The sequence below is a fragment of the Citrobacter sp. S46_ASV_140 genome (assembly GCF_018919545.1).
In the GTDB taxonomy this organism is placed as follows: Bacteria; Pseudomonadota; Gammaproteobacteria; order Enterobacterales; family Enterobacteriaceae; genus Citrobacter; species Citrobacter braakii.
The window spans coordinates 1-23,969 of the sequence record NZ_JAHLRC010000041.1; the positions used below are offsets into that span (position 1 = coordinate 1).

Consider the following 23,969-nt stretch of genomic DNA (forward strand, 5'->3'; position numbering starts at 1 on the left):
AATAACACGATATAACTTAAATGTTATTTTATCCATCATCTATCAGCTTGAAAATAATATAACCCCTGCCTACGGGCGAGTGAAAAATGGCAATGGGTGGTTAGCCAGCCGTTAACTTTTGTCCGTTCACCGCTCTGCGAATCTCATCTCTGATAACTCCCAGGTTAGGTATAGCCTGACAGAGGAAGTTACCCCTTCTATCACAGAAATAGTCATTTTCTATACATCTTTTTATTATCGACCTGTCTCGCCGATTGAAATTACTTAATCCATTATTAATCAATGCATTGAACAAAAAAATCCATCCCTGTTAACCCACGCAGCAGGGTCTATGCTTAGTAAAAGGGGTCAAAAAGGGCGATTAACCCGAATGCCCCTGCTGTTGAGGGGTTGAAGTGATAATCATTATCACTAACATGTTGTTATAGCTTGAAAGCTAGTGACTCGAGGTAACCCTATGGAATTGCATTCAGGAACATTTAACCCGGACGATTTTGCCTGGCGTGGTCTGACGTTAACGCCAGCGGCTGCGGCGCACATCCGCGAGCTGGTGGCAAAGCAACCCGACATGTTAGGCGTGCGTTTAGGCGTGAAGCAAACGGGATGCGCGGGATTTGGCTACGTGCTGGACACCGTTCGCCAAGCGGAAAAAGACGATCTGCTGTTTGAAACGGAGGGGGCCAGACTTTATGTACCGTTACAGGCGATGCCGTTTATCGACGGCACAGAAGTTGATTTCGTGCGCGAAGGATTAAATCAGCTATTTAAATTTCATAACCCGAAAGCCCAGAACGAATGCGGCTGTGGCGAAAGTTTTGGGGTATAGGCGGTACTATGTCTCGTAATACTGAAGCAACTGACGATGTCAACACCTGGGCTGGCGGGCACCTTAATTACAAAGAGGGCTTCTTCACCCATCTACAAACCGATGAGCTGGCAAAAGGGATCAACGAAGATGTCGTGCGCGCGATTTCGGCAAAACGTAATGAACCCGACTGGATGCTGGAATTTCGCCTGAATGCCTTTAAAGCGTGGCTAACCATGGAAGAGCCGCACTGGCTAAAAGCGCATTACGATAAGCTGAACTACCAGGAGTACAGTTATTACTCCGCGCCGTCCTGCGGTAATTGCGATGAAACCTGCGCGTCTGAGCCGGGCGCGGTGCAGCAAACGGGGGCGAATGCGTTTTTAAGTAAAGAAGTTGAGGACGCATTCGAGCAGCTTGGCGTGCCGGTCCGCGAAGGCAAAGAGGTGGCGGTTGATGCCATTTTTGACTCGGTGTCGGTGGCGACAACTTATCGCGATAAACTGGCGGAACAGGGCATTATTTTCTGTTCGTTTGGTGAGGCGATTCACGATCACCCTGAGCTGGTAAAACAATATCTGGGTACGGTTGTCCCGGGTAATGACAATTTCTTTGCGGCGCTAAATGCGGCGGTGGCCTCCGACGGCACGTTTATTTATGTCCCGAAAGGTGTACGTTGCCCAATGGAACTGTCGACCTATTTCCGTATAAATGCGGAAAAAACCGGTCAGTTTGAACGCACCATTCTGGTTGCGGATGAGGGCAGTTACGTCAGCTATATCGAAGGCTGTTCAGCCCCGGTACGCGATAGCTACCAACTGCATGCCGCGGTGGTGGAAGTCATCATCCACAAAGATGCCGAAGTGAAATACTCGACGGTACAAAACTGGTTCCCTGGTGATGGTAACACCGGCGGCATTTTGAACTTCGTCACCAAGCGCGCTCTGTGCGAAGGCGAAAACAGCAAAATGTCGTGGACGCAGTCGGAAACCGGCTCGGCCATTACCTGGAAATACCCAAGCTGTATTCTGCGCGGCGACAACTCTATCGGCGAATTCTACTCCGTCGCGTTGACCAGTGGTTACCAGCAGGCCGATACCGGCACCAAGATGATCCACATCGGCAAGAACACCAAATCGACCATTATCTCGAAAGGGATCTCTGCGGGACACAGTCAAAACAGCTATCGCGGCTTAGTGAAGATCATGCCGACCGCAACCAACGCCCGCAACTATACCCAATGCGACTCGATGCTGATTGGCGCGGATTGTGGAGCGCACACCTTCCCATATGTGGAGTGTCGTAACAACAGCGCCCAGCTTGAGCATGAAGCCACGACCTCGCGCATTGGTGAAGACCAGTTGTTTTACTGTTTGCAGCGCGGCATCAGCGAAGAGGATGCCATTTCGATGATCGTTAATGGTTTCTGTAAAGACGTGTTCTCTGAACTGCCGCTGGAATTTGCCGTTGAAGCGCAAAAACTTCTCGCCATAAGTCTTGAACACAGCGTCGGTTAAAATTTAAGGAAAGCACATGTTAAGCATTAAAAATTTACAGGTCAGTGTGGAAGATAAGGCGATCCTGCGTGGGCTGAGCCTGGATATTGGCCCAGGAGAGGTACACGCCATTATGGGGCCGAACGGCTCCGGGAAAAGTACGCTTTCCGCAACGCTCGCCGGGCGCGATGACTACGAAGTCACCGGCGGGACGGTAGAATTCAACGGTAAGGATTTACTGGAACTGTCACCCGAAGACCGGGCCGGTGAAGGGATCTTTATGGCATTTCAGTATCCGGTAGAAATCCCCGGCGTCAGTAATCAGTTTTTCCTGCAAACGGCACTGAATGCGGTGCGCAGTTACCGTGGCGAAGAGTCGCTGGACAGGTTTGACTTCCAGGATCTGATGGAAGAGAAAATCGCGTTATTGAAGATGCCGGAAGATTTGCTAACGCGTTCGGTCAACGTTGGTTTCTCCGGTGGCGAGAAAAAGCGTAATGACATTTTGCAAATGGCGGTGCTGGAACCTCAACTGTGCATTCTTGATGAGTCGGACTCCGGGCTGGATATCGACGCACTGAAAGTCGTTGCGGATGGCGTGAACTCGCTGCGCGACGGGCAACGTTCATTCATTATCGTCACCCACTATCAGCGCATCCTGGATTACATCAAACCCGATTATGTGCACGTTCTCTACCAGGGGCGAATTGTGAAATCCGGCGATTTCACGCTGGTCAAACAACTGGAGGAGCAAGGTTATGGCTGGCTTAGCGAACAGCAGTAACGTGCTGCAACAGTGGCATCATCTGTTTGAAACGCAAGGGGAGACGCGCTCGCACCACGCCCAACAGCACCTGCAGCAGATGCTGCGTTTGGGACTGCCAACGCGTAAGCATGAGGACTGGAAATACACACCGCTGGAAGGATTAACCAACAGCCAGTTTGTCAGTCATGTCACTGAGATAACGTCCGCCCAGTGTGAAGCGTTAGCGCCGGCTATTGATGCTGTCCGCCTGGTGTTTGTTGACGGGCAATTCTGTCCAACGCTCAGCGACAGCGCAGAAGGTAGCGGGTTTAACATTACCGTTGATGATGTGCGCCAGTCGCTACCGGCGGCTATCCAACCGGAAGTCTTTCTGCACCTGACCGAAAGCCTCTCCCGCAGCGTAACGCACATTCAGGTGAAGCGTAACCAGCGACCGGCAAAACCGTTGCTGCTGCTGCACATTACCCAGGGGCTGGCGGGTGATGAGGTGAACACGGCGCACTATCGCCACCATCTGGACCTGGCAGAAGGCGCAGAAGCCACCGTCATTGAACAGTATGTCAGCCTCAGCGAATATCGCCATTTTACTGGTGCACGATTAACGATGAATGTCGCGGCAAATGCACATTTGCGCCACATCAAACTGGCGTTTGAGAATCCGTTCAGCCACCACTTCGCGCATAATGATATTCAGTTGGGCGCTGATGCCACGGCCGCCAGCCACAGCTTTTTACTCGGTGATGCGGTGTTGCGCCATAACACCAGCACCCAGCTTAACGGCGAAAACACCACGCTTCGGCTTAACAGCCTGGCGATGCCGGTGAAAAATGAAGTCTGCGATACCCGCACCTGGCTTGCGCACAACAAGGGATATTGCAACAGTCGACAACTGCATAAAACGATTGTCAGCGATAAGGGGCGCGCGGTATTCAATGGCCTGATCAACGTCGCTCAGCACGCCATTAAAACCGACGGTCAGATGACCAACAATAATTTGCTGCTCGGAAAACTGGCGGAAGTGGATACCAAACCGCAGCTTGAAATTTATGCCGACGACGTGAAATGCAGCCACGGGGCGACGGTAGGGCGGATCGACGACGAGCAGATGTTCTATCTGCGTTCGCGCGGGATCGGCCAGCAGGATGCCCAACAAATGATTCTCTATGCGTTTGCCGCTGAGTTGACGGAAGCCCTGGGCGAGGAAACGCTGAAACAACAGGTCCTGGCACGGATCGCCCAACGCTTGCCGGGAGGCGTAGCATGACATTTCCCATTGAAAAAGTGCGGGCTGATTTTCCGGTCCTGACGCGTGAAGTGAACGGTTTACCGTTGGCGTATCTGGATAGCGCCGCCAGCGCGCAAAAGCCCAACCAGGTGATTGATGCCGAAGCCGAGTTTTACCGTCATGGCTATGCCGCGGTCCACCGCGGGATCCATACGCTGAGCGCGCAGGCCACGGAAAAAATGGAGAATGTGCGCAAGCTCGCCTCGCTGTTTATCAACGCCCGTTCAGCTGAAGAACTGGTGTTTGTTCGCGGCACAACGGAAGGTATCAACCTGGTGGCTAACAGCTGGGGCGGCAGCAATGTGCGGGCGGGCGATAACATTATCATCAGCGAAATGGAGCACCACGCCAATATTGTGCCCTGGCAGATGTTGTGCGCCCGCGTAGGTGCAGAACTGCGCGTTATTCCGCTCAATAAAGAGGGGACGTTGCAACTGGAAACGCTGCCGACGCTGTTTGACGATCGCACGAAACTGCTGGCGATTTCCCATGTGTCTAACGTGCTGGGCACGGAAAACCCATTGGTTGAGATGATTGAGCTGGCGCATCAATACGGTGCGAAAGTGCTGGTGGATGGCGCACAGGCAGTTATGCATCATCAGGTGGATGTGCAGGTGCTGGATTGCGACTTCTATGTTTTCTCTGGGCACAAGCTCTACGGGCCAACCGGTATTGGCGTTCTGTATGCCAGAGAGTCGTTGCTGCAGGAGATGCCGCCGTGGGAAGGCGGTGGGGCGATGATTGCGACGGTGAGCCTGAGCCAGGGGACGACGTGGGCCAAAGCCCCCTGGCGGTTTGAAGCCGGAACGCCAAACACCGGGGGAATTATTGGACTCGGCGCGGCTATTGAATATGTTTCCGCGCTGGGGCTTACTGAAATCAGCGAATATGAACAATTCCTGATGCGCTATGCGCTGGAACAGTTGTCGGATGTGCCGGATTTAACGCTCTACGGGCCGGATAATCGTCTGGGGGTGATTGCGTTTAACCTCGGCAAACATCACGCCTATGACGTCGGGAGTTTTCTTGATAACTATGGAATCGCCGTGCGGACAGGGCATCACTGCGCCATGCCGCTGATGGCCTACTATAACGTTCCTGCGATGTGCCGGGCGTCGATTGCCATGTACAACACCCACGAAGAAGTGGATCGCCTGGTAACGGGCCTCAAGCGTATTCATCACTTACTGGGATAACAGGGAGGCGTTATGGCTGCGCTACCGGATAAAGAAAAGTTGTTGCGTAATTTTCTGCGTTGCGCTAATTGGGAAGAGAAATACCTGTACATTATTGAACTGGGTCAGCGTTTGCCGGAATTAAACGACGTCGATCGTAATACGGAAAATAGCATCCAGGGCTGTCAAAGTCAGGTATGGATTGTCATGCGTCAGAATGCTGAAGGAATTATTGAATTACAGGGCGACAGCGATGCGGCAATTGTGAAAGGGCTTATCGCTGTCGTATTCATTTTATATGACCGCATGACGGCCCAGGATATTGTGAATTTTGATGTGCGTCCGTGGTTTGAAAAAATGGCGCTCGCACAGCATCTCACACCGTCTCGTTCACAAGGGCTGGAGGCGATGATTCGGGCTATTCGCACCAAAGCCGCAACTCTTAGCTAAACTGATAAAACACGTCAATTTCAGCTCGACGTGAAAGAGTGAGGTAGTGCAACGCAGTGACTCGTAGGCCGGATCGGGCGCTCGACGCCGTCCGGCAGGAACGCCAGGGGGGTGAGTATGAAACGCGCGTCTGTTATTACGTTAATGCTAATCGGCGCTTACAGCGCTATTCAGGCCGCATGGGCGGTCGATTATCCTTTGCCTCAGGCGAACAGCCGTCTTGTTGGGCAAAATCAAACTTACACCGTGCAGGAAGGCGATAAAAACCTACAGGCGATTGCCCGTAAGTTTGATACCGCCGCAATGCTGATCCTTGAAGCCAATAATACTATTGCCCCCGTACCTAAACCCGGAACGCTGATTACTATTCCCTCGCAATTACTGCTACCGGATGCACCCCGAGAAGGCATTATTGTGAATCTGGCGGAACTGCGTCTGTATTACTTCCCGCCGGGAGAGAATATTGTTCAGGTTTTCCCAATTGGTATCGGTTTGCAGGGGCTGGAAACGCCGGTAATGGAAACCCGGGTTGGGCAGAAAATCCCGAATCCGACCTGGACCCCTACAGCAGGCATCCGTAAACGCTCTTTGGAGCGCGGCATAACATTACCGCCGGTAGTGCCTGCCGGGCCAAATAACCCGTTAGGACGCTTTGCACTGCGTCTGGCGCATGGAAACGGTGAATATCTGATCCATGGCACCAGTGCGCCTGACAGCGTGGGACTGCGCGTAAGTTCTGGGTGTATTCGCATGAACGCGCCGGACATCAAAGCACTGTTTGCTCAGGTCCGGACAGGAACGCCGGTTCGGGTGATTAATGAGCCGATAAAATATTCGATAGAGCCGAACGGAATGCGCTATGTCGAGGTGCATCGACCGCTGTCGCCGGAAGAGGAGCAAAACGTCCAGACCATGCCGTATGTGCTGCCAGCCGGTTTTACCCAGTTTAAAGACAATAAAGCCGTGGATAACAGTTTGGTGGAAAGAGCCTTGTATCGTCGTGCGGGCTATCCGGTCACCGTAACGGCCGGGCAAGCGTCGGTCGTAAGCAATGGCACGGAAGTGAAGTCTGCACAGAATGGCGTGCCGGGAGTGGATGCAGAGGTGCGCGCTACGCAATAACAGGGAAGGGAAATTCAGAGCAAAAAAAATGGCGCACAATGTGCGCCATTTTTATTACACAGATACTATTACTTGCGGTATTTAGTAGCTGCGTTGTCCAGACGCTGGTTAGCGCGAGCTGCGTCATCTTTAGCAGCCTGAACGTCGGAACGCATTGCGTTCACGTCGTTGCTCAGCTGGTCAACTTTAGCGTTCAGAGTCTGAACGTCAGAAGACAGCTGATCGATTTTAGCGTTGCTGGAGCAACCTGCCAGCAGAGTAGAACCCAGGATTACCGCGCCCAGTACCAGTTTAGTACGATTCATTATTAATACCCTCTAGATTGAGTTAATCTCCATGTAGCGTTACAAGTATTACACAAAGTTTTTTATGTTGAGAATATTTTTTTGATGGGAATGCACTTATTTTTGATCGTTCGCTCAAAGAAGCATCGAATTGTGCAAAAACGGCTAAAAACCCGAGTGAAAACAGAAAGCTTCCATCGGATTCATCTTAGATAATCACGGATTAGATAGTGAAATCCGATTTGATTTTTTATTAATTGTAGCTATCGATAAAATAAAAAAAGCGCCACCAGGGCGCTTTTTTAAGCAAATTAATTCGCGTTGGAATTATTACAGTACGTGAACGGATGCCGTGTTGGTCGTGCCGCTCGGAACCAGTGCACCGGAAACCATCACCACAACGTCACCTTTCTGAGCCAGACCGCTTTCCAGAGCGACTTCTTTACCCAGACGATAGAAATCATCGGTAGAGCTGATTTCTTTAACCACCTGTGCAACAACGCCTTTGCTCAGCACCAGCTGACGCGCGGTAGTTTCGTTGGTGGTCAGCGCCAGGATGGTGGCATCCGGGAAGTATTTACGTACTGCGCGAGCAGATTTACCGCCCTGGGTTGCTACAACGATCAGCGGAGCATCCAGTTTTTCTGCAGTTTCAACCGCGCCACGGCAAACGGCTTCGGTGATGCGCAGTTTGCGGCTGTCGTTGTTGAAGTCCAGACGGCTGGTCATCACGCGGTCGGTACGCTCACAGATGGTTGCCATGATGGTGACGGCTTCCAGCGGGTATTTACCTTTTGCAGACTCGCCAGACAGCATTACTGCATCGGTACCGTCGAGGATGGCGTTCGCTACGTCACCGGCTTCAGCGCGGGTCGGACGCGGGTTTTTGATCATGGAGTCCAGCATCTGGGTCGCAGTGATAACGACTTTACGTGCACGGATACATTTTTCGATGATCATCTTCTGCGCGAAGATAACTTCTTCAACCGGGATCTCAACGCCCATGTCGCCACGAGCAACCATGATGCCGTCAGATGCTTCGAGGATTTCGTCGAAGTTGTTCAGGCCTTCCTGGTTTTCGATTTTGGAGATGATCTGGATGTTTTCGCCGCCGTGCGCTTTCAGGTGCTCACGGATTTCAACGACGTCAGAACGTTTACGGATAAAGGATGCTGCAACGAAGTCAACGCCTTGCTCGCAACCGAAGATCAGGTCCTGTTTGTCTTTTTCAGCCAGTGCTGGCAGCGCGATGGAAACGCCCGGCAGGTTAACGCCTTTGTTTTCGCCCAGGTCGCCGTTGTTCAGCACTTTACAGATAACTTTGTTACCTTCGATAGCGGTAACTTCCATGCCGATCAGACCATCGTCAACCAGAACGGTATTGCCGACGGACAGATCTTTAGTGAAGCCTTCATAAGTAACAGCAACGATTTCGTTGTTGCCGACCACAGATTTGTCGGTGGTGAAGGTGAAGGTTTGGCCCGCTTTCAGGGAAACGTCGTTACCGCCTTCCAGTTTGATGGTACGGATTTCCGGACCTTTGGTGTCGAGCAGGATTGCGGCTTTCTTGCCAGTTTTGCTCATGACGTTGCGCAAATTCTTGATGCGCTGACCGTGTTCTTCATAGTCCCCATGGGAGAAGTTCAGACGCATGACGTTCATGCCCGCGTCCAGCATTTTGGTTAACATCTCTTCGGATTCGGTTTTCGGACCGATGGTGCAAACAATTTTCGTCTTTTTCATGACAGTCTTAGTCTTTAAGTTGAGAAGGATATGGAAATCTGGCTCCCGCCGCGCACGGACGGGAAGCTAAACCTGAGTTACGAAAGTTGTGATGCCTCGCTCTAAGGATAGGTGACATCGAAAGAGCGTGCAGAGGAATGTGTGCTTGTGTTTCAGCCCAACGGGATGGTGAGTTTTGTAGTCGTTGAGTTTTACAGGTCAATGTGCTGAAACCATTCAAGAGACAATTGGCGCGCATTATACGCTGAAAATTATCAAAAAGGAAAATGGAAACAGCGTTTCAAAACACTTCTGTGCAGTTTTACAGAAAATATTCATTAATTTGTTTCCAGGTATGGATAAAGAGGTTATTCGCAGCAGCATTTGTTGCGCAACAAGGTGTAATTGCCATCCCAATCCCTGACTTTTTGTGTATAACGCCGACCAAACCGACATATTTCTAAAAGTTATATCAAATGCGTTTTAATTCATTTTAAAAGCTAATCTCACTGATTACACTCGTTTGGACATCCATACTGCTAAACAGCCAAAAGCGCTAGCAGCAGAACAATAAGCAGCAGCGGATACCTAAACGACATGATTGTCCTGAAAAATATTTCGAAAGTGTTTACGCCAGGCAGGCTTGCCATTACCGCTGTCGATAACGTCAACCTGACGGTTGAACAAGGACAGATTTACGGAATTATTGGTTACAGCGGGGCGGGGAAAAGCACCTTAATACGCTTACTTAATGGTCTGGAAAAACCGACTTCAGGCAGCGTAACGATTAACGGCCACGATATCTCTGCCGCCCGTGGGGAATCTTTACGTCAGGCGCGACTGAAAATCAGCATGGTGTTTCAACACTTCAATTTGCTGTGGTCACGAACGGTTAGTGAAAATATTGCGTTCTCTATGCAAATTGCTGGAGCGCCAAAAGCATCAATTAAAGCGCGAGTTGCTGAACTGATTTCGCTGGTGGGGCTGAGCGGTCGTGAAAATGCGTATCCGTCCCAGCTTAGCGGTGGGCAAAAACAGCGGGTAGGAATTGCCCGTGCGCTGGCGAACAATCCTGACGTTCTGCTGTGTGACGAAGCCACTTCGGCGCTGGATCCGCAAACTACCGATCAGATCCTCGATTTGCTGCTCGATATTAATCGCCGTTTCAAATTAACCATTGTGCTGATCACGCATGAAATGCACGTGGTACGCAAAATCTGCGATCGCGTCGCGGTAATGGAAAACGGCAGGGTCGTTGAGGAAGGCGACGTGCTCAACGTCTTTACCCATCCGCAGCAGCCGATCACCCGACAGTTCGTTCGTCAGGTGAGTCAGTACACCGAAGAAGACGAGTTTAACCCACAGTTGGCCCGCGAGCTGGGCGGTGTGGTGATCAAGCTAACGTTTACCGGGCAACGTACGCATCGGCCTGTGGTTGGCGAATTGACCCTGCGCTATGGCCTGCCGTTTAACATTTTACACGGCAAGATGACGCAAACCGCGCACGGCGTGTTTGGTCAGCTTTGGGTGCACGTTGTGGCCTCTGAGGAACAATTGAACAATATTTTGGCCGATCTGCGCCAGAGCGACATTGAAGGCGAGGTGATAAACCATGGCTGAAGAACTGTTTCCTCATCTGAAGTGGGAGCAACTGCTGGCAGCAACCCAGGAAACGCTCTACATGACGGTCCTTTCTGGCGCAGCGACCTTTGTCCTGGGCGTTGCACTTGGTCTGGCGCTGTTCCTGACCGCACGCGGCGGACTGTTTCACAATCGCGCGGTGTATAGCGTTATTTCGCTGGTGGTGAATATCTTTCGTTCCATCCCGTTCATCATTCTGATCGTGCTGCTGATCCCGTTTACCAAAGCGATGGTTGGCACCATTCTCGGCGCTAATGCCGCGTTGCCTGCGCTGATTGTAGGGGCCGCACCGTTTTATGCGCGTCTGGTCGAAATTGCCCTGCGTGAAGTCGACAAAGGGGTTATTGAGGCGACGCGTTCGATGGGCGCACGGCTAAGCACGCTTATTTTTCGGGTTTTACTGCCGGAATCCTCTCCTGCTCTGGTGTCCGGGATCACCGTGACGCTGATTGCGCTGGTCAGCTACAGCGCGATGGCAGGGGTAATTGGCGCCGGTGGTTTAGGGAATCTTGCCTATCTGGAAGGTTTTCAGCGCAACCACAGCGACGTCACGCTGGTGGCGACGGTGACGATTTTGCTCATTGTCTTCATCATCCAGCTTTGCGGCGATGTGATCACCTCTCTGTTAGATAAACGCTAATAAAATACGGAAACCATTATCATGAAAAAATCACTGACGTTACTCGCCGCAGCAACCTTAAGCGCCCTGAGCTTTGCCTCCTGGGCTGATACTCTGACCGTTGGCGCCTCAAACGTGCCGCACGCGGAGATCCTTGAGCAGGCTAAGCCTATTCTGGCAAAGCAGGGGATCGATTTAGAGATTAAACCGTTCCAGGATTACATTCTGCCCAACACCGCGCTGGCTGGCCGTGAGATTGACGCTAACTACTTCCAGCATATTCCGTACCTGAACAGCGTGATTAAAGATCATGCGGGCGATAAAACCTATGATTTCGTCAGCGCCGGAGCGATTCACATCGAGCCAATTGGGATCTATTCGAAAAAAGTAAAATCGCTTAAAGATCTGCCGGAAGGCGGCAAGGTCATCATGCGCGATGCGGTATCTGAGGAAGGCCGTATTCTGTCGATTTTCGAAAAAGAGGGCGTAATCAAGCTGAAGCCGGGCGTGGATAAAGTCACCGCGCGCATTAGCGATATCGTCGAGAACCCGAAAAAACTGAAGTTCCTGCCTAACGTGGAAGCCGCGCTGTTACCGCAGATGTATAACAATGACGAAGGCGATGCGGTGGTGATTAACGCCAACTACGCCATCGACGCCGGGCTGGATCCGGTGAAAGATCCTATCGCCGTCGAAAGTGGTGAAAACAACCCGTATGGCAACATCATTACCGTGCATCGTGGCGACGAGAAGAAAAAAGATATCGTGGCGCTGGTTGATGTCCTGCACTCAAAAGAGATCCAGGACTGGATCCGCACCAAATATAAAGGTGCGGTGATCCCGGTAAATAACTGATCCGCTGGCGTTGCCTTATCCGGCCTACGACGTTCTGTAGGCCGGATAAAACGCGTTGGTGTGGCCATCCGGCGCTAGGGTTTCACTCGCTCAATCCTCGCTGGTAAACCCTGGCGCACCGCTGCACCTGACACCCAGTCAAGCCAGGTATTGGCTACCTGCCGGGTAGGATCCGCAAAGCCCAAATCGTTGAGATTAATCCCCGACCTTATTTGTGCGTCAAACGCCATCGGCTTGCCGTCGAGCGTATGCTGCGCCGCGCCCATTTCTTTATGCCCATAACCGTGTTCAATGGCGATCACGCCCGGCATCACGCCATTAAGCAGGGTTATCTGCGCCTGCGCCTGACCGCCAGGCGTGGTGATACGCACCATATCGCCGTGCGCTAAACCATATCGTTGACCATCCTGCGGATTAAGCGCCACCAGATTAACCGGCTTCAGATGATGCAAACGGGGGATCACCGCCGTGGCGCTGGACATGGTATTGGATTTAAAAGAAATCAGTTTCAGCGGCCACTCTTGTTCCGGGAACAACTCCTCGACCGCACGCCCATCTGACAGGCGTGAAGGATACCAGGCCGGGCAGCCGCTGTAGCGCTCGCCGGTAATTGCATGGCGGTGCGCGGCGACGTCCGCATTCCAGATTTGTAGCGGTCTTTCCCACGCATTACCTATCCGATTCTCAACCCGCCCGCTGTTGTCTGGCGCAAAACGCCCACCGCGGGAGTAGATAAACGCCACCCGGCTGATTTCATCGGCTTTCAGCGTTTGGGTCATCACTGGCACGATCCGCTGTACCCCAGTCAGCGCTATGTCTTCCGGTTGCGCTTCAGCGACCGGCGCTTTGCCCATAAACGCAATATTGGCGGCGAGTCGCAGGTAGTAATCTTCCGCACGATTCAACGGATAGTGATTGCCCTGCAGATCGGTAATCGCATTGTCACCAAATCCGGGGAGCCCGATACGTTTTGCCACTGCGATACAGAAAGATTCCATCGAGGCGGGTTGACCATCAGCGGTACTGCTGGTTGCCGCTGTCACTACCGGCCAACGCGCGGTGGTGGCTTTACTGGCAACGCCGGCCCACGGGGCGCTGAATCCCCAACTTTCGAAGTTGTGGGTATCCGGCACGATGTAATCGGCCAGCGCCGTGGTTTCGTTCATAAAGGCGTCAATAGCGATAAACAGCGGCAGACGCGCAGGATCCTTGAGCTTTTCTTCCGCCACGCCGCGCAACCCTGCGATGCCGTAGAACGGGTTGGTCATGTTGGAGATCCAGGCTTTCAGCGGATAAGGGTAGCCTTCCAGCGCCGAGACGAGGAGTTCGGTAAGCTGGCCTGCGACAAACGGATACCACGGGGCTTTGGCCGGGAAGGGCGATTGTCCGGCGGCCACCTTATTGCGATACTCTTCGGAAGACTCATAAGCAGTTTTACTGCGCGCGATGCTTAATCCTTTTGGTTTTACCTTCCCGGCGAAGCTGTCCATGTTGTAGCGCGGACCGTCGGTGGCGCCATTGAACTTGCCGCCGCCGACAAATACGCCGCCTTCAAGACTGAGATTGCCAATCAGCGCATTGAGCATCATCACCGACCAGGCGTTATAAAATCCATTGCCTGCCATCATTCCACCGTGCGTAATCACCGCTGCCTGGCGGCCATGGCGGGTAAACGCGTCGGCCAGGGCGCCAATGTCAGCTTCAGACACGCCGCATTGCTGGCTGTACTGCGTCAGCGTTAGTTTCCCGGCGGACTCTTTCAGACACTGGAAGCTGCTTTTTACCGTCACCGTCTGACCGTCTGCCAGCGTGACCTGGCGGGTGACGAACAGCTGCGCGCGTGGGCAACTGCTGGCGGCGACAATTTCGCCGGCCTCGTTAATGACCACCGGCTCCTGGGCGGCGTTTGCACTCAGGTGCGCGAGGGTTAAATGCTGTCCGGCAAGGGTTGGAAGCTCATCGGTAATCACCAGATGCGTGGCGTTAGTCCAGCTTTTTTCCCCGGCCTGCTGCATGGCCTGTACGCCGGGAATGGTGAGATAATCGGCGTTATAACGCTGTTTTTCGATAATCCAACGGATCATCCCCATCGCCAGCGCGGAGTCACTTCCCGGTCGTACAGGCTGCCAGTGGCCGCGATTGTCAGCCTGCACCGTGGTCAATGGCAGGGCCGGTGCCACCACCACGTAACGGAAGTCGTCGCGTAAACGGGCGCTGGCCAGTTGGCGAGTCTGGCGCTTAAACGGGTTACCGGATTGCGCCGGAGACGTTCCCATAAATAGCGCGAATTTGACATTGTCCCAGTCGGGCTTCACGTGGGTATTTTTATCCAGATCGCCCATTAACGCACCGGAACCGGCCCGGTATGCCAGACCACAGTAAGCGCCATGAGCGCCGAAGTTTTTACTGCCAAAACTATTTAATGCAAAGCGGCGCAAAAATGAATCACGTCCTTCATCGCTGGTATTGGTGACCAGCAGTTGATTGGATTTAGGGCCAAAGCCGGGATGCCTGGCATCAAGTGGCGTGTTGGTGTCATGGATTGCCCGCAAGCCGTCAACGTGGCCTTCACCAAACAAGTTGCCGCCTTCCACCACCTCTTTGATCAGCTGTTCGAAGCTGATGCGCTGCCATTTTCCCTCACCGCGTTTGCCGACACGTTTCATGGGCTGGAGAATGCGTAACGGGCTGTATAAACCTTCAAGTAAGGTTGCGCCACGGGCGCAGGCCGTGGAACGCGCGTCAAGACCCGTTTCGCCCGCCAGTTGTTCCATTGCGGTGGCAAAGGGGACGGAGGCGTCAATATGGTGCTCGTGAGACAATGGGTGATAGGGGTTGCCTGCAATGCGCAACACCTTGCCTTGTTCGCTGTCAACGCGCACCCGCACGCCACACTGCGTCCAGCAGCCGAAGCACTGCGTCATGGAGATAACCTGCTGCGGGTTCTGCTGCCAGCGCGGCTGGGCATTGGCTTCGGGGATGAGGGCGTTACCAAAGATGCGGTCTCGGGTAATTTTGCCCGAGGAGCCGTCCAGCAAACCGTCTATCGCGCGCTTTGCCACATCCCGATAACTCAGGCCAAAAGTCACCATGCCACCTACGGCAAGGCCTACTTTAAGCCACTGACGACGGGTTAAATTAGCCATGTTGCATTCTCCTTGCGATCGCGTTCAGGGCTTCACGAACAATAATGATCAGTGCTATCCACAGGCCGAAGGTGCCCACAATGGCCAGCCAGCCATCGGTACCACCGGGCAGGGTGTAAGGATTAAACAGCGCGTTAAATTTCGGTATGGTCTGCACCTGGATAAGTAACGTCCAGCGCATCAGCCAGCACAGCGCCATCGCGCTAAATGCAAGTAATATGCGCAGCGGCAGTGATAAGGGGTTACGGAGCACCAGCCCGCACAGGACAAGCGAAACAAGCCATAGCGCAACCCAACCGATGGCGTAGTGTCGTGCTAACGGGGCAACGTTCAGCCATTGGCGAATAGCCGAACCGGAAAGCGTATTGCCGCTCACCCATATCACCACGACCAAAGCCAGTACCATCAGGGTGACTGTCTGCCCCCACGCCAGTTTGCGGGTCAATGTTCCCTCGCTTTTTGTCGCGGCGATGAGCAGAGCGAGAAACGTTTGCAGCGCGCTGAGGAACATCGCAACCGGAAAGGCGTAGCTGAACCAGACAGGACGCGCCTGCACTACCGACACTTCGCGGCCGGTGTATACCAGCAACCCGATGGCTGACAAGGCGCTACCTATCGCCAACCACTTAGTGACGCTGTAACTTTTAAGCGTTAACCGTTTAACATGCTGCGCCAGAAACCACAGACCTAAGAAGCCGGTAAATAGAGGTAAAAACAGCGCGCCCCAGGGCATCCAGGACCATGGCGTCGGCCAGGCGTAGAAATGCCAGACGCGGGCGGTTTGGTGTAAGTCAGCGGTCAGCGCCAGCGGCGCGGTAATCGCGCAGGTCAGGGCGATTAACAGCGTCAGGTTTTCCAGTTCCGGCATCTCTTGTTTACGCCAGTGAAGTACGCAGGCGAACAGCGCGGCGCAGGCGGCAATGCCGATGAAAAAGAAATATTGTACGGCCCAGGGTAACCAGCTTACGTCCTGGGGATGGGCCAGAACCTCTTCAATAACCAGTGAATGGTTCATTTAAACCTCCTGCCAGAGAGCGGGTTGAGCACGTCCCATCAACGGGGTTACAAACGCTTCGTCCAGACCCAGATAGAACACGTGCGGTGATGTCCCGTTTTCCGGTTTCAGGACTTTGATGGCGTCATGGTGTTCACGCAGCATTTGAGAAATCCGGCTGTGCGGATCTTTGATATCGCCTATGATGCGCGCGCCGCCGACGCAGGATTCCACGCAGGCCGGGAGCAGGCCAGCTTCGAGGCGATGAACGCAAAAGGTACATTTATCGGCGGTTTGTGTTTCATGGTTGATGAACCGCGCATCATAAGGGCAGGCCTGCACGCAGTAGGCGCAGCCCACGCAGCGCGTGTTGTCGACCACCACAATGCCGTCTTCGCGTTGGAAGGTAGCCTGTACCGGGCAAACGGGCACGCAGGGAGGATTATCACAATGGTTGCACAGCCGCGGCAGCAGGACGTTGGTGACGCTCTGCTGACCTTCAATCTGCACCTGGTACTGGTTAACGAGGGTGCGAAATTCACCCTGCGGCGTCTGGTTTTCAATGGCGCAACTGACAGTACAGGCCTGGCAGCCGATACAGCGTCGCAGGTCAACCAGCATGGCGTAGCGATGCTGAAGTGAGCCTTCATGGCGTTCAGGCGAGAAGGGAAATTGCGCCTGAGCCAAGGGTACCAGTGATGCGCCAGCGGTCAGGACGCCCAGTTGCTGGAGAAACTGCCGTTTACTGCTGTCCATATTTTCTCCCGTCACGATGCAACAACGAAACATTGGTCACGCCGTTGGTTTGCGTGTTATGAATAAAGAATCTTGATGATTTACAGTGTAAAAATCGTGACGGGGGGTACTCTATTGTGGTTAACCACATACCCGGCTTGTTGTTGATCTAAAACAACATAATTGACAGGGATAATTGAGTGGGACGCAACGTAGCAAAATGTCTGACGGTGCTGGTGTCGCTATGGATGCTAAGCGGTGTGGTCAGGGCTCAGACATGGAACATTGGCGTTTTGGCGATGCGTGGGGATGTCTCCACGCGTAATCACTGGCAGCCGCTGGAAACCCTGTTGAATCAACAAATTCCCGGCGAACAGTTTCACATTCAACCACTGGACCTGCGGCAGATGCAGGAGGCGGTGAATCGTGGAACGGTACAATTTGTGGTCACTAATCCGGCGCAATTTGTTCAACTAAACAGCCGCGCTGCGCTACGCTGGCTGGCGTCACTCCGTTCTACTCGCGGGGGGAAAGCCACCAGTAATGTGATTGGCAGCGCGATCCTCGTCAGGCGCGATAGCGGGATAACCTCCGCACACGATCTGATCGGCAAAACGGTGGGTGCCATTGATGCTCAGGCATTTGGCGGCTATTTGCTGGGATATAAAGCGCTCAGCGATGCCGGCCTGCGCCCGGAGCGCGATTTGCGCCTGACGTTTACCGGATTTCCCGCCGATGCCTTACTCTATTTATTACGCGAAAAAGCCGTGCAGGCAGTGATTGTGCCGGTGTGCCTGTTGGAAAAAATGGACGAAGAAGGGCTTATTCGTAAAACAGATTTTACGGCCGTGCTTAACCATCCAACGTCGATTCCCTGTTTAACCAGTACGCCGCTCTATCCTGACTGGTCATTTGCGGCACTGCCTGCGGTAAGCGACGAGCTGGCCGATCGCGTCACGCGGGCCCTGTTCAATGCGCCGCAGAACGAGACGTTTCGCTGGGGGGCGCCCGCCTCGACCCGCGAGGTGGAAGCGTTGCTGCGCGATGTCCGCCAGCATCCGCAGCAGCGCCAGCTGTGGCTGGATGTCAAAAGCTGGTTTATTCAACATCGGCTGGCGATGGGGGCCGCGGCTCTTGTCTTGTTGTTGTTGACGCTCAATTACATCTGGGTGATGTTGCTGGTCCGCCGACGCGGCAGGCAGTTGGAGCAAAACAACGTATTGTTGCGCAAACAGGAACAGGAGCTGGAAACCGCTCGCCAAATGAGCGTGCTTGGCGAGATGACGTCGGGTTTTGCCCACGAGCTCAATCAGCCGCTATCGGCTATCCGTCATTATGCGCAGGGCTGTCTGATCCGCCTGCGTAATCAGGATCAACAGCATCCACTGCTGCCCGCGCTGGAGCACATTGATACCCAGGCGCAGCGGGGGGCTGATACGCTGCACAATCTACGCCAGTGGGTCAGCCAGGCACAGGGCAATCCGGTGATGACCGATGACTGGCAGGTCGTCAACGTTCACGATGCTATCCATCACGTCTGGCAATTATTACGCATGCCACAGCAATTCCCGGCGGTAGCGCTGCAAACGCAGATCGGTAAGGCGTTAACATTAACGTTGCCGAGTGTTCTCCTCGAACAGGTACTGGCCAATGTGGTTCTCAACGCCGCCCAGGCGGGGGCAACCACCGTGTGGTTTAGCGCTCAGCGTGAGGATGGTGATGTGAGTATTCAGGTGCAGGATAACGCCGGAGGTATTGATGAGGTGCAGCTGTACCAGGCTTTTCAGCCGTTTATGACCACCCGTAAAGAGGGGATGGGGCTGGGGTTAGCCATTTGTCAGCGTCTGGTGCGCTACGCAAACGGAGACATTGAGATCAAAAATCATCAGGCTCCAGATGAAAAAGCGGGCGTTGTAGTGACATTACATTTTAAGCAAAACCCGGAGGGAGGCCGTCGTGGCAATCATTCATCTGCTGGATGACGATATTGCCGTCACCCAGGCTTGCGCGTTTTTACTGGAAAGTCTGGGATATGAGGTGTGTTGCTGGGAGCAAGGCGAAACATTCCTCGCTGAGGCAAATCTGCACCAGGTGGGCGTACTTTTGCTGGATATGCGTATGCCTGTACTGGATGGGCATGCTGTGCATGAAGCCATGCGCCAGCGTGAGAGTACGCTGGCGGTGGTATTTCTCACCGGGCATGGCGATGTTCCGATGGCGGTTGAGCAAATGAAACGCGGTGCGGTCGATTTTTTGCAAAAGCCGGTTTCCGCCGCGCCTCTGCAAGCGGCGTTAGAGCATGCAGTGCAGATTTCTCACGCCGCCTTTTCGCGACAAGAGATCGTGGTTTGTTATCAGCAGCTTACGCCAAAGGAGCGAGAGCTGGCGCAACTGGTAGCAAAAGGGTTAATGAATCGGGAAATTGCTGATGCCATGAATATTGCCGTGCGCACGGTTGAGGTTCATCGGGCCCGGGTGATGGAAAAAATGCAGGCGGGGAGTCTTGCTGAACTGGTTAATCGACTGCAGAGGATTCAGTAAATTTATGACATTTATTTGATTTTCATTGAATTTTGTCTAATCCGTCAGACTGATATATGCTGTTGGTTTGAGTTAATGACGAGCGGGAAAAAATGGGAAATCAGACCAAAGACGATGAGTTGTACCGTGAAATGTGCAGAGTAGTCGGTAAAGTAGTGCTGGAAATGCGCGATCTGGGACAAGAGCCTAAGCATATCGTCATTGCGGGAGTACTGAGAACCACCCTCGCCAACCAGCGCGTGAAGCGCAGCGAGTTAGAAAAACAGGCTATTGAGACCGTCATTAAAGCATTAGCCGGTTAATCCACAAAAAGAGGATGGTGGTCTCGTTCGCCGTCCTTTTATTCTCGTCACGTTAATCTATCAATATAAATAATTTAGTGCTGCAATTAGAAGAGTAACCTTCGCTGTATATTGAGTTATATTCCGAATGATATATTAAAATATACATGCGAGTAGAGTCACAAATATTTGCAAAGCATGTGAAATATTATTTCAACTTATCTTAATGATAATAAATCTCACTCCGCATTTATTATTTCCCTTCCGTTTTTTAATTGATGACGATCAAAACTATGAGCGCTGAATAACCACATTATCTTTACGCCTAACCCTAAAGGATTAGATTCATTCAGTTTAACCACCGTCATTTTACGCGATCAGGTTAGGGCAAAAATTTACGTGTTGTTGGCAACATTAACCGCCCGAAATGGCTTGAGTTGCACGGGTTTAATTTAGCCCGGAGGTGTTGCTAACACAGCGTTTGCGAAGAGGATGCGAAATAAATGAATCAGGTTGATCGTCCATTTTTAGATTGTGGTTTAACGCGGCTTGAATTTCTGCGGATATCAGGAAAAGGTTTGGCGGGATTAACCATCGCCCCTGCACTGTTATCACTTTTTGGCTGTAAGCAGGAAGATATCGACAGCGGTACCGTGGGGCTTATCAATACGCCGAAAGGGGTGCTGGTGACCCAGCGAGCGCGCTGTACTGGCTGCCACCGCTGTGAAATTTCCTGTACCAACTATAACGATGGTGCCGTGGGGACTTTCTTTTCCCGTATAAAAATCCATCGCAACTTCTTCTTTGGCGATGATGGCGTCGGGTCCGGTGGCGGACTTTATGGCGATTTAAACTATACCGCTGATACCTGCCGTCAGTGCAAAGATCCGCAATGCATGAAGGTCTGCCCCATTGGCGCTATTACCTGGAAACAGGAAGACGGCTGTATTGCGGTGGATCATAAACGTTGTATTGGCTGTAGCGCTTGTACCACCGCCTGCCCGTGGATGATGGCGACCGTGAATACCGAAACAAAAAAATCCTCAAAATGTGTGTTATGTGGGGAGTGCGCCAATGCTTGTCCGACTGGGGCATTAAAAATTATCGAGTGGAAAGATATTACTGTTTGATAGATAGCAGGCATACCTGATACGCGTCATTAATTGCCAAAAATATCGCAGTTTTGCAAAAAAAACTGCCTGAAGGATGGCGGGTATATCTATTAAACCTTCTTGCAAAGGAAAACATGATGGCTAATGGTTGGACAGGTAATATTTTACGGGTCAATCTCACCACGGGGAATATCACCCTTGAAGATTCCAGTAAATTTAAAAAATTTGTCGGCGGGATGGGCTTTGGTTATAAAATTATGTACGACGAAGTCCCGCCAGGCACCATGCCTTTTGATGAAGGGAATAAACTGGTTTTCGCCACCGGGCCATTAACGGGCTCTGGTGCCCCTTGTAGCTCCCGCGTCAATATCACCTCCTTATCGACTTTTACCAAAGGCAATTTAGTGGTGGATGCTCATATGGGCGGCTTCTTTGCTGCGCAAATGAAATTCGCCGGTTACGACGCCATTATTATCGAAGGCAAGTCCGCGACGCCTGTCTGGATCAACATTAAAGACGAAAAGGTCAGCATCGAAAAAGCCGATTTCCTGTGGGGTAAGGGAACGCGCGCCACAACCGAAGAGATTTGCCGCATTACCAGCCCGGAAACCTGCGTCGCCGCTATTGGTCAGGCGGGTGAAAATCTGGTGCCGCTCTCCTGCATGATCAACAGTCGCAACCACAGCGGAGGCGCCGGTACTGGCGCGGTAATGGGGTCGAAAAACCTGAAGGCTATTGCGGTAGAAGGGACCAAAGGGGTCAATATTGCCGATCGTAAAGAGATGAAGCGGCTCAATGATTACATGATGACCGAGCTCATCGGTGCCAACAACAACCACGTTGTGCCAAGCACCCCGCAGGCCTGGGCAGAATACTCTTCGCCAAACTCGCGCTGGACGGCCCGTAAGGGACTGTTCTGGGGCGCGGCAGAAGGGGGACCAATCGAAACCGGGGAAATCCCGCCGGGTAACCAGAATACCGTGGGTTTCCGTACCTATAAATCCGTGTTCGATCTGGGGCCAGCCGCTGAGAAATACACGGTCAAAATGAGCGGCTGCCATTCATGCCCCATTCGCTGTATGTCGCAGCTCAATGTCCCGCGGGTGAAAGATTTTGGCGTGCCAAGTACCGGCGGTAACACCTGCGTGGCGAACTTTGTCCACACCACCATTTTCCCCAATGGCCCGAAAGATTTCGACGATAAAGACGATGGGCGCGTGGTGGGAAATCTGATTGGTCTGAACCTGTTTGATGATTATGGCATCTGGTGTAACTACGGGCAGTTGCACCGTGATTTTACTTACTGCTATTCGAAAGGCGTTTTTAAGCGCGTACTGCCAGCTGAAGAGTATGCGGAGATCCGCTGGGATCAGCTGGAAGCGGGCGATCCTCATTTTATTAAGGATTTTTACTACCGATTGGCGCATCGCGTGGGGGAACTCAGCCATCTTGCGGACGGATCGTATGCCATTGCTGAACGCTGGAATTTGGGCGAAGAGTACTGGGGTTATGCCAAAAATAAACTGTGGTCGCCGTTTGGTTTTCCTGTCCACCATGCAAACGAGGCCTCTGCACAGGTGGGGGCTATCACCAACTGTATGTTTAACCGTGACTGTATGGCGCATACCCATATCAACTTCATCGGTTCCGGTTTACCGCTGAAATTACAGCGCGAAGTGGCGGGCGAGCTATTTGGTTCGCAGGATGCATACGACGAAACCAAAAACTACACCCCGATCAATGCCGCCAAGATCAAATATGCCAAATGGACGCTGCTGAAAGTCTGTCTGCATAACGCGGTTACACTGTGCAACTGGGTGTGGCCGATGACGGTTTCACCACTCAAGAGCCGTAACTATCGCGGCGATTTGGATCTGGAAGCAAAATTCTTCCAGGCGGTCACCGGCGATGAAACCACGCAGGAGAGTCTGGACCTGGCCGCTGAACGCATCTTTACCCTGCACCGTGCCTATACGGTCAAATTGATGCAAACCAAAGATATGCGCAATGAGCATGATCTCATCTGCTCCTGGGTGTTTGATAAAGATCCGAAGATCCCGGTCTTCACTGAAGGGACCGACAAGATGGACCGGGAGGATATGCGTCAGTCGCTGACGATGTTCTATCAGGAAATGGGCTGGGATCCAGAGCTGGGTTGCCCAACGCGTGAAACCCTGAACCGACTCGGACTTGAAGATGTAGCCGCTGATTTGGCTGCACAAGATCTGTTGCCGGCGTAAGGAATGCGAGATGACTAACGTGAGCGACGTGCTGACCCCCGTTGAGGCGTTTCCTGACGAAGTGGATAGCCGAAAGAGACAGTGGCTGCAGGCGTTTCACCCGCCTGTAGAACAGATGAATGCGCCCCAGGTTCAGGAACCAGCCAGCCCGGAGTCGATTGTGGCAGATTTTATCCGCCAGCATTCAGCATCGGGGCAACTGGTGGCGCGCAGTGTCTTTTTGCTGCCGCCTTATTCGGTTCCTGAAACCGATCTTTCCGCGCTGCTGGATGTGCTGGGCCAGGACGCGAATGGTGCGGATATCACCTGTGTGCAGGGTACGGAAGAAGCATATTTCTATTCGACGCAAACCATGACGGCAAATTACGCCGACATGTGTGTGCAGGTGGTGGAAAACGACATCTGCCGTGCGATTGCCGAGGCGGTACGCTTCGACTGTCGAACGTATCCTCGCCCTTATAAGGTCGCCATGTTGACGCAACCGCCGTATCGCTTTGAGTCTCAACAGATTGCCGCTGCGCTCACGGCCATGGAAACGCATCCTGATTATGCAGATATACGGACTGTGGAATCGTCAAATGCGGAGCCTTATTTGTTCAGCGAACGTTTTATGAGTTATGGCAAAGCGTACGGCCTGTGCGAATGGCTTGAGGTTGAGCAGTATCAGAACCCCTGAATTATTCAGGTTGATGTCATGGAA

22 protein-coding genes are annotated in these 23,969 nt (G+C 52.6%); 16 read left to right on the top strand and 6 right to left on the bottom strand.

Translation table 11 applies throughout. The features are described 5' to 3' along the window. The first annotated feature begins 457 nt into the window (after positions 1 to 457). The 7 genes from sufA (at position 458) to KQJ19_RS12400 (ending at position 7,099) form a co-directional block, all read left to right on the top strand. Positions 458 to 826 carry a Fe-S cluster assembly scaffold SufA gene (sufA, locus tag KQJ19_RS12370; RefSeq protein ID WP_016152905.1) on the top strand — a complete coding sequence of 123 codons (369 nt, stop codon included), beginning with the start codon at positions 458 to 460 and terminating at the stop codon, positions 824 to 826. Positions 827 to 834: 8 nt separating this feature from the next. After that, positions 835 to 2,322, top strand: a complete 1,488-nt coding sequence (gene sufB, locus KQJ19_RS12375) for a Fe-S cluster assembly protein SufB (protein WP_016152906.1) — start codon at positions 835 to 837, stop codon at positions 2,320 to 2,322. 16 nt (positions 2,323 to 2,338) lie between these two features. Beyond that, positions 2,339 to 3,085, top strand: coding sequence for a Fe-S cluster assembly ATPase SufC (gene sufC / locus KQJ19_RS12380; RefSeq protein ID WP_016152907.1), 747 nt, complete (start codon positions 2,339 to 2,341; stop codon positions 3,083 to 3,085). Continuing rightward, on the top strand, positions 3,060 to 4,331 hold the full coding sequence (sufD, locus tag KQJ19_RS12385; protein WP_216403703.1) for a Fe-S cluster assembly protein SufD: 1,272 nt from the start codon (positions 3,060 to 3,062) through the stop codon (positions 4,329 to 4,331). Before sufC ends, sufD begins: the two co-directional genes overlap by 26 nt. Next, positions 4,328 to 5,548: a cysteine desulfurase SufS gene (gene sufS, locus KQJ19_RS12390; protein ID WP_216403704.1), complete on the top strand. Its 1,221-nt coding sequence runs from the start codon at positions 4,328 to 4,330 to the stop codon at positions 5,546 to 5,548. The genes sufD and sufS overlap by 4 nt, the downstream gene beginning before the upstream one ends. 12 nt (positions 5,549 to 5,560) lie before the next feature. Beyond that, a complete protein-coding gene (gene sufE / locus KQJ19_RS12395) occupies positions 5,561 to 5,977 on the top strand; it encodes a cysteine desulfuration protein SufE (RefSeq protein WP_103766237.1) in 417 nt (138 codons plus the stop codon). 117 nt (positions 5,978 to 6,094) lie between these two features. Continuing rightward, entirely contained in the window at positions 6,095 to 7,099 is a 1,005-nt protein-coding gene (locus KQJ19_RS12400; protein WP_216403705.1) for a L,D-transpeptidase family protein, read from the top strand. Positions 7,100 to 7,167: 68 nt separating this feature from the next. Here KQJ19_RS12400 and lpp read toward each other — a convergent pair whose 3' ends face one another. The 3 genes from lpp to KQJ19_RS24015 form a co-directional block, all read right to left on the bottom strand. Next, positions 7,168 to 7,404 carry a murein lipoprotein Lpp gene (gene lpp, locus KQJ19_RS12405; protein ID WP_003029373.1) on the bottom strand — a complete coding sequence of 79 codons (237 nt, stop codon included), beginning with the start codon at positions 7,402 to 7,404 and terminating at the stop codon, positions 7,168 to 7,170. Positions 7,405 to 7,713: 309 nt separating this feature from the next. Further along, positions 7,714 to 9,126, bottom strand: a complete 1,413-nt coding sequence (gene pykF, locus KQJ19_RS12410) for a pyruvate kinase PykF (protein WP_016152912.1) — start codon at positions 9,124 to 9,126, stop codon at positions 7,714 to 7,716. A gap of 7 nt (positions 9,127 to 9,133) precedes the next feature. Further along, positions 9,134 to 9,328: a hypothetical protein gene (locus tag KQJ19_RS24015; protein WP_242637968.1), complete on the bottom strand. Its 195-nt coding sequence runs from the start codon at positions 9,326 to 9,328 to the stop codon at positions 9,134 to 9,136. 374 nt (positions 9,329 to 9,702) lie between these two features. On the opposite strand from KQJ19_RS24015, the gene KQJ19_RS12415 reads away from it, so the two are divergent. From KQJ19_RS12415 to KQJ19_RS12425, 3 genes are read left to right on the top strand one after another with little or no spacing between them, the layout of a single operon-like run. Beyond that, the gene (locus tag KQJ19_RS12415) at positions 9,703 to 10,725 is read left to right on the top strand and encodes an ATP-binding cassette domain-containing protein (RefSeq protein ID WP_016156371.1); all 1,023 of its coding nucleotides are present in this window, start codon (positions 9,703 to 9,705) and stop codon (positions 10,723 to 10,725) included. Next, entirely contained in the window at positions 10,718 to 11,386 is a 669-nt protein-coding gene (locus tag KQJ19_RS12420) for a methionine ABC transporter permease (protein ID WP_016152914.1), read from the top strand. Before KQJ19_RS12415 ends, KQJ19_RS12420 begins: the two co-directional genes overlap by 8 nt. Positions 11,387 to 11,407: 21 nt before the next feature. Further along, the gene (locus KQJ19_RS12425) at positions 11,408 to 12,220 is read left to right on the top strand and encodes a MetQ/NlpA family ABC transporter substrate-binding protein (RefSeq protein ID WP_216403706.1); all 813 of its coding nucleotides are present in this window, start codon (positions 11,408 to 11,410) and stop codon (positions 12,218 to 12,220) included. Positions 12,221 to 12,294: 74 nt separating this feature from the next. On the opposite strand, the gene ttrA is transcribed toward KQJ19_RS12425, so the two are convergent. The 3 genes from ttrA to ttrB are packed head-to-tail and all read right to left on the bottom strand — an operon-like array spanning position 12,295 to position 17,116. Next, on the bottom strand, positions 12,295 to 15,366 hold the full coding sequence (ttrA, locus tag KQJ19_RS12430) for a tetrathionate reductase subunit TtrA (RefSeq protein WP_216403707.1): 3,072 nt from the start codon (positions 15,364 to 15,366) through the stop codon (positions 12,295 to 12,297). Further along, positions 15,359 to 16,381 (bottom strand): tetrathionate reductase subunit TtrC, encoded by a 1,023-nt coding sequence (gene ttrC, locus KQJ19_RS12435; RefSeq protein WP_200049857.1) that lies wholly within the window; start codon positions 16,379 to 16,381, stop codon positions 15,359 to 15,361. Before ttrC ends, ttrA begins: the two co-directional genes overlap by 8 nt. Further along, complete coding sequence (gene ttrB / locus KQJ19_RS12440) at positions 16,382 to 17,116, bottom strand: tetrathionate reductase subunit TtrB (protein ID WP_019076686.1); 735 nt, start codon at positions 17,114 to 17,116, stop codon at positions 16,382 to 16,384. A 227-nt stretch (positions 17,117 to 17,343) separates the two neighbouring features. On the opposite strand from ttrB, the gene ttrS reads away from it, so the two are divergent. The 6 genes from ttrS to KQJ19_RS12470 all read left to right on the top strand — a co-directional run bounded on the left by ttrS (position 17,344) and on the right by KQJ19_RS12470 (position 23,945). Next, complete coding sequence (gene ttrS, locus KQJ19_RS12445; protein ID WP_253296352.1) at positions 17,344 to 19,077, top strand: tetrathionate respiration histidine kinase TtrS; 1,734 nt, start codon at positions 17,344 to 17,346, stop codon at positions 19,075 to 19,077. Then, entirely contained in the window at positions 19,052 to 19,636 is a 585-nt protein-coding gene (gene ttrR / locus KQJ19_RS12450) for a tetrathionate respiration response regulator TtrR (RefSeq protein WP_103766242.1), read from the top strand. The genes ttrS and ttrR overlap by 26 nt, the downstream gene beginning before the upstream one ends. Positions 19,637 to 19,728: 92 nt before the next feature. Further along, complete coding sequence (gene fumD / locus KQJ19_RS12455; protein WP_003029345.1) at positions 19,729 to 19,938, top strand: fumarate hydratase FumD; 210 nt, start codon at positions 19,729 to 19,731, stop codon at positions 19,936 to 19,938. 482 nt (positions 19,939 to 20,420) lie between these two features. Next, positions 20,421 to 21,047, top strand: coding sequence for a ferredoxin-like protein (locus KQJ19_RS12460; RefSeq protein ID WP_016152920.1), 627 nt, complete (start codon positions 20,421 to 20,423; stop codon positions 21,045 to 21,047). Between the two features lie 119 nt (positions 21,048 to 21,166). After that, entirely contained in the window at positions 21,167 to 23,269 is a 2,103-nt protein-coding gene (locus tag KQJ19_RS12465; RefSeq protein ID WP_019076689.1) for an aldehyde ferredoxin oxidoreductase, read from the top strand. A 10-nt stretch (positions 23,270 to 23,279) separates the two neighbouring features. Beyond that, positions 23,280 to 23,945, top strand: coding sequence for a YdhW family putative oxidoreductase system protein (locus KQJ19_RS12470; RefSeq protein WP_200079905.1), 666 nt, complete (start codon positions 23,280 to 23,282; stop codon positions 23,943 to 23,945). Positions 23,946 to 23,969 lie beyond the last annotated feature (24 nt).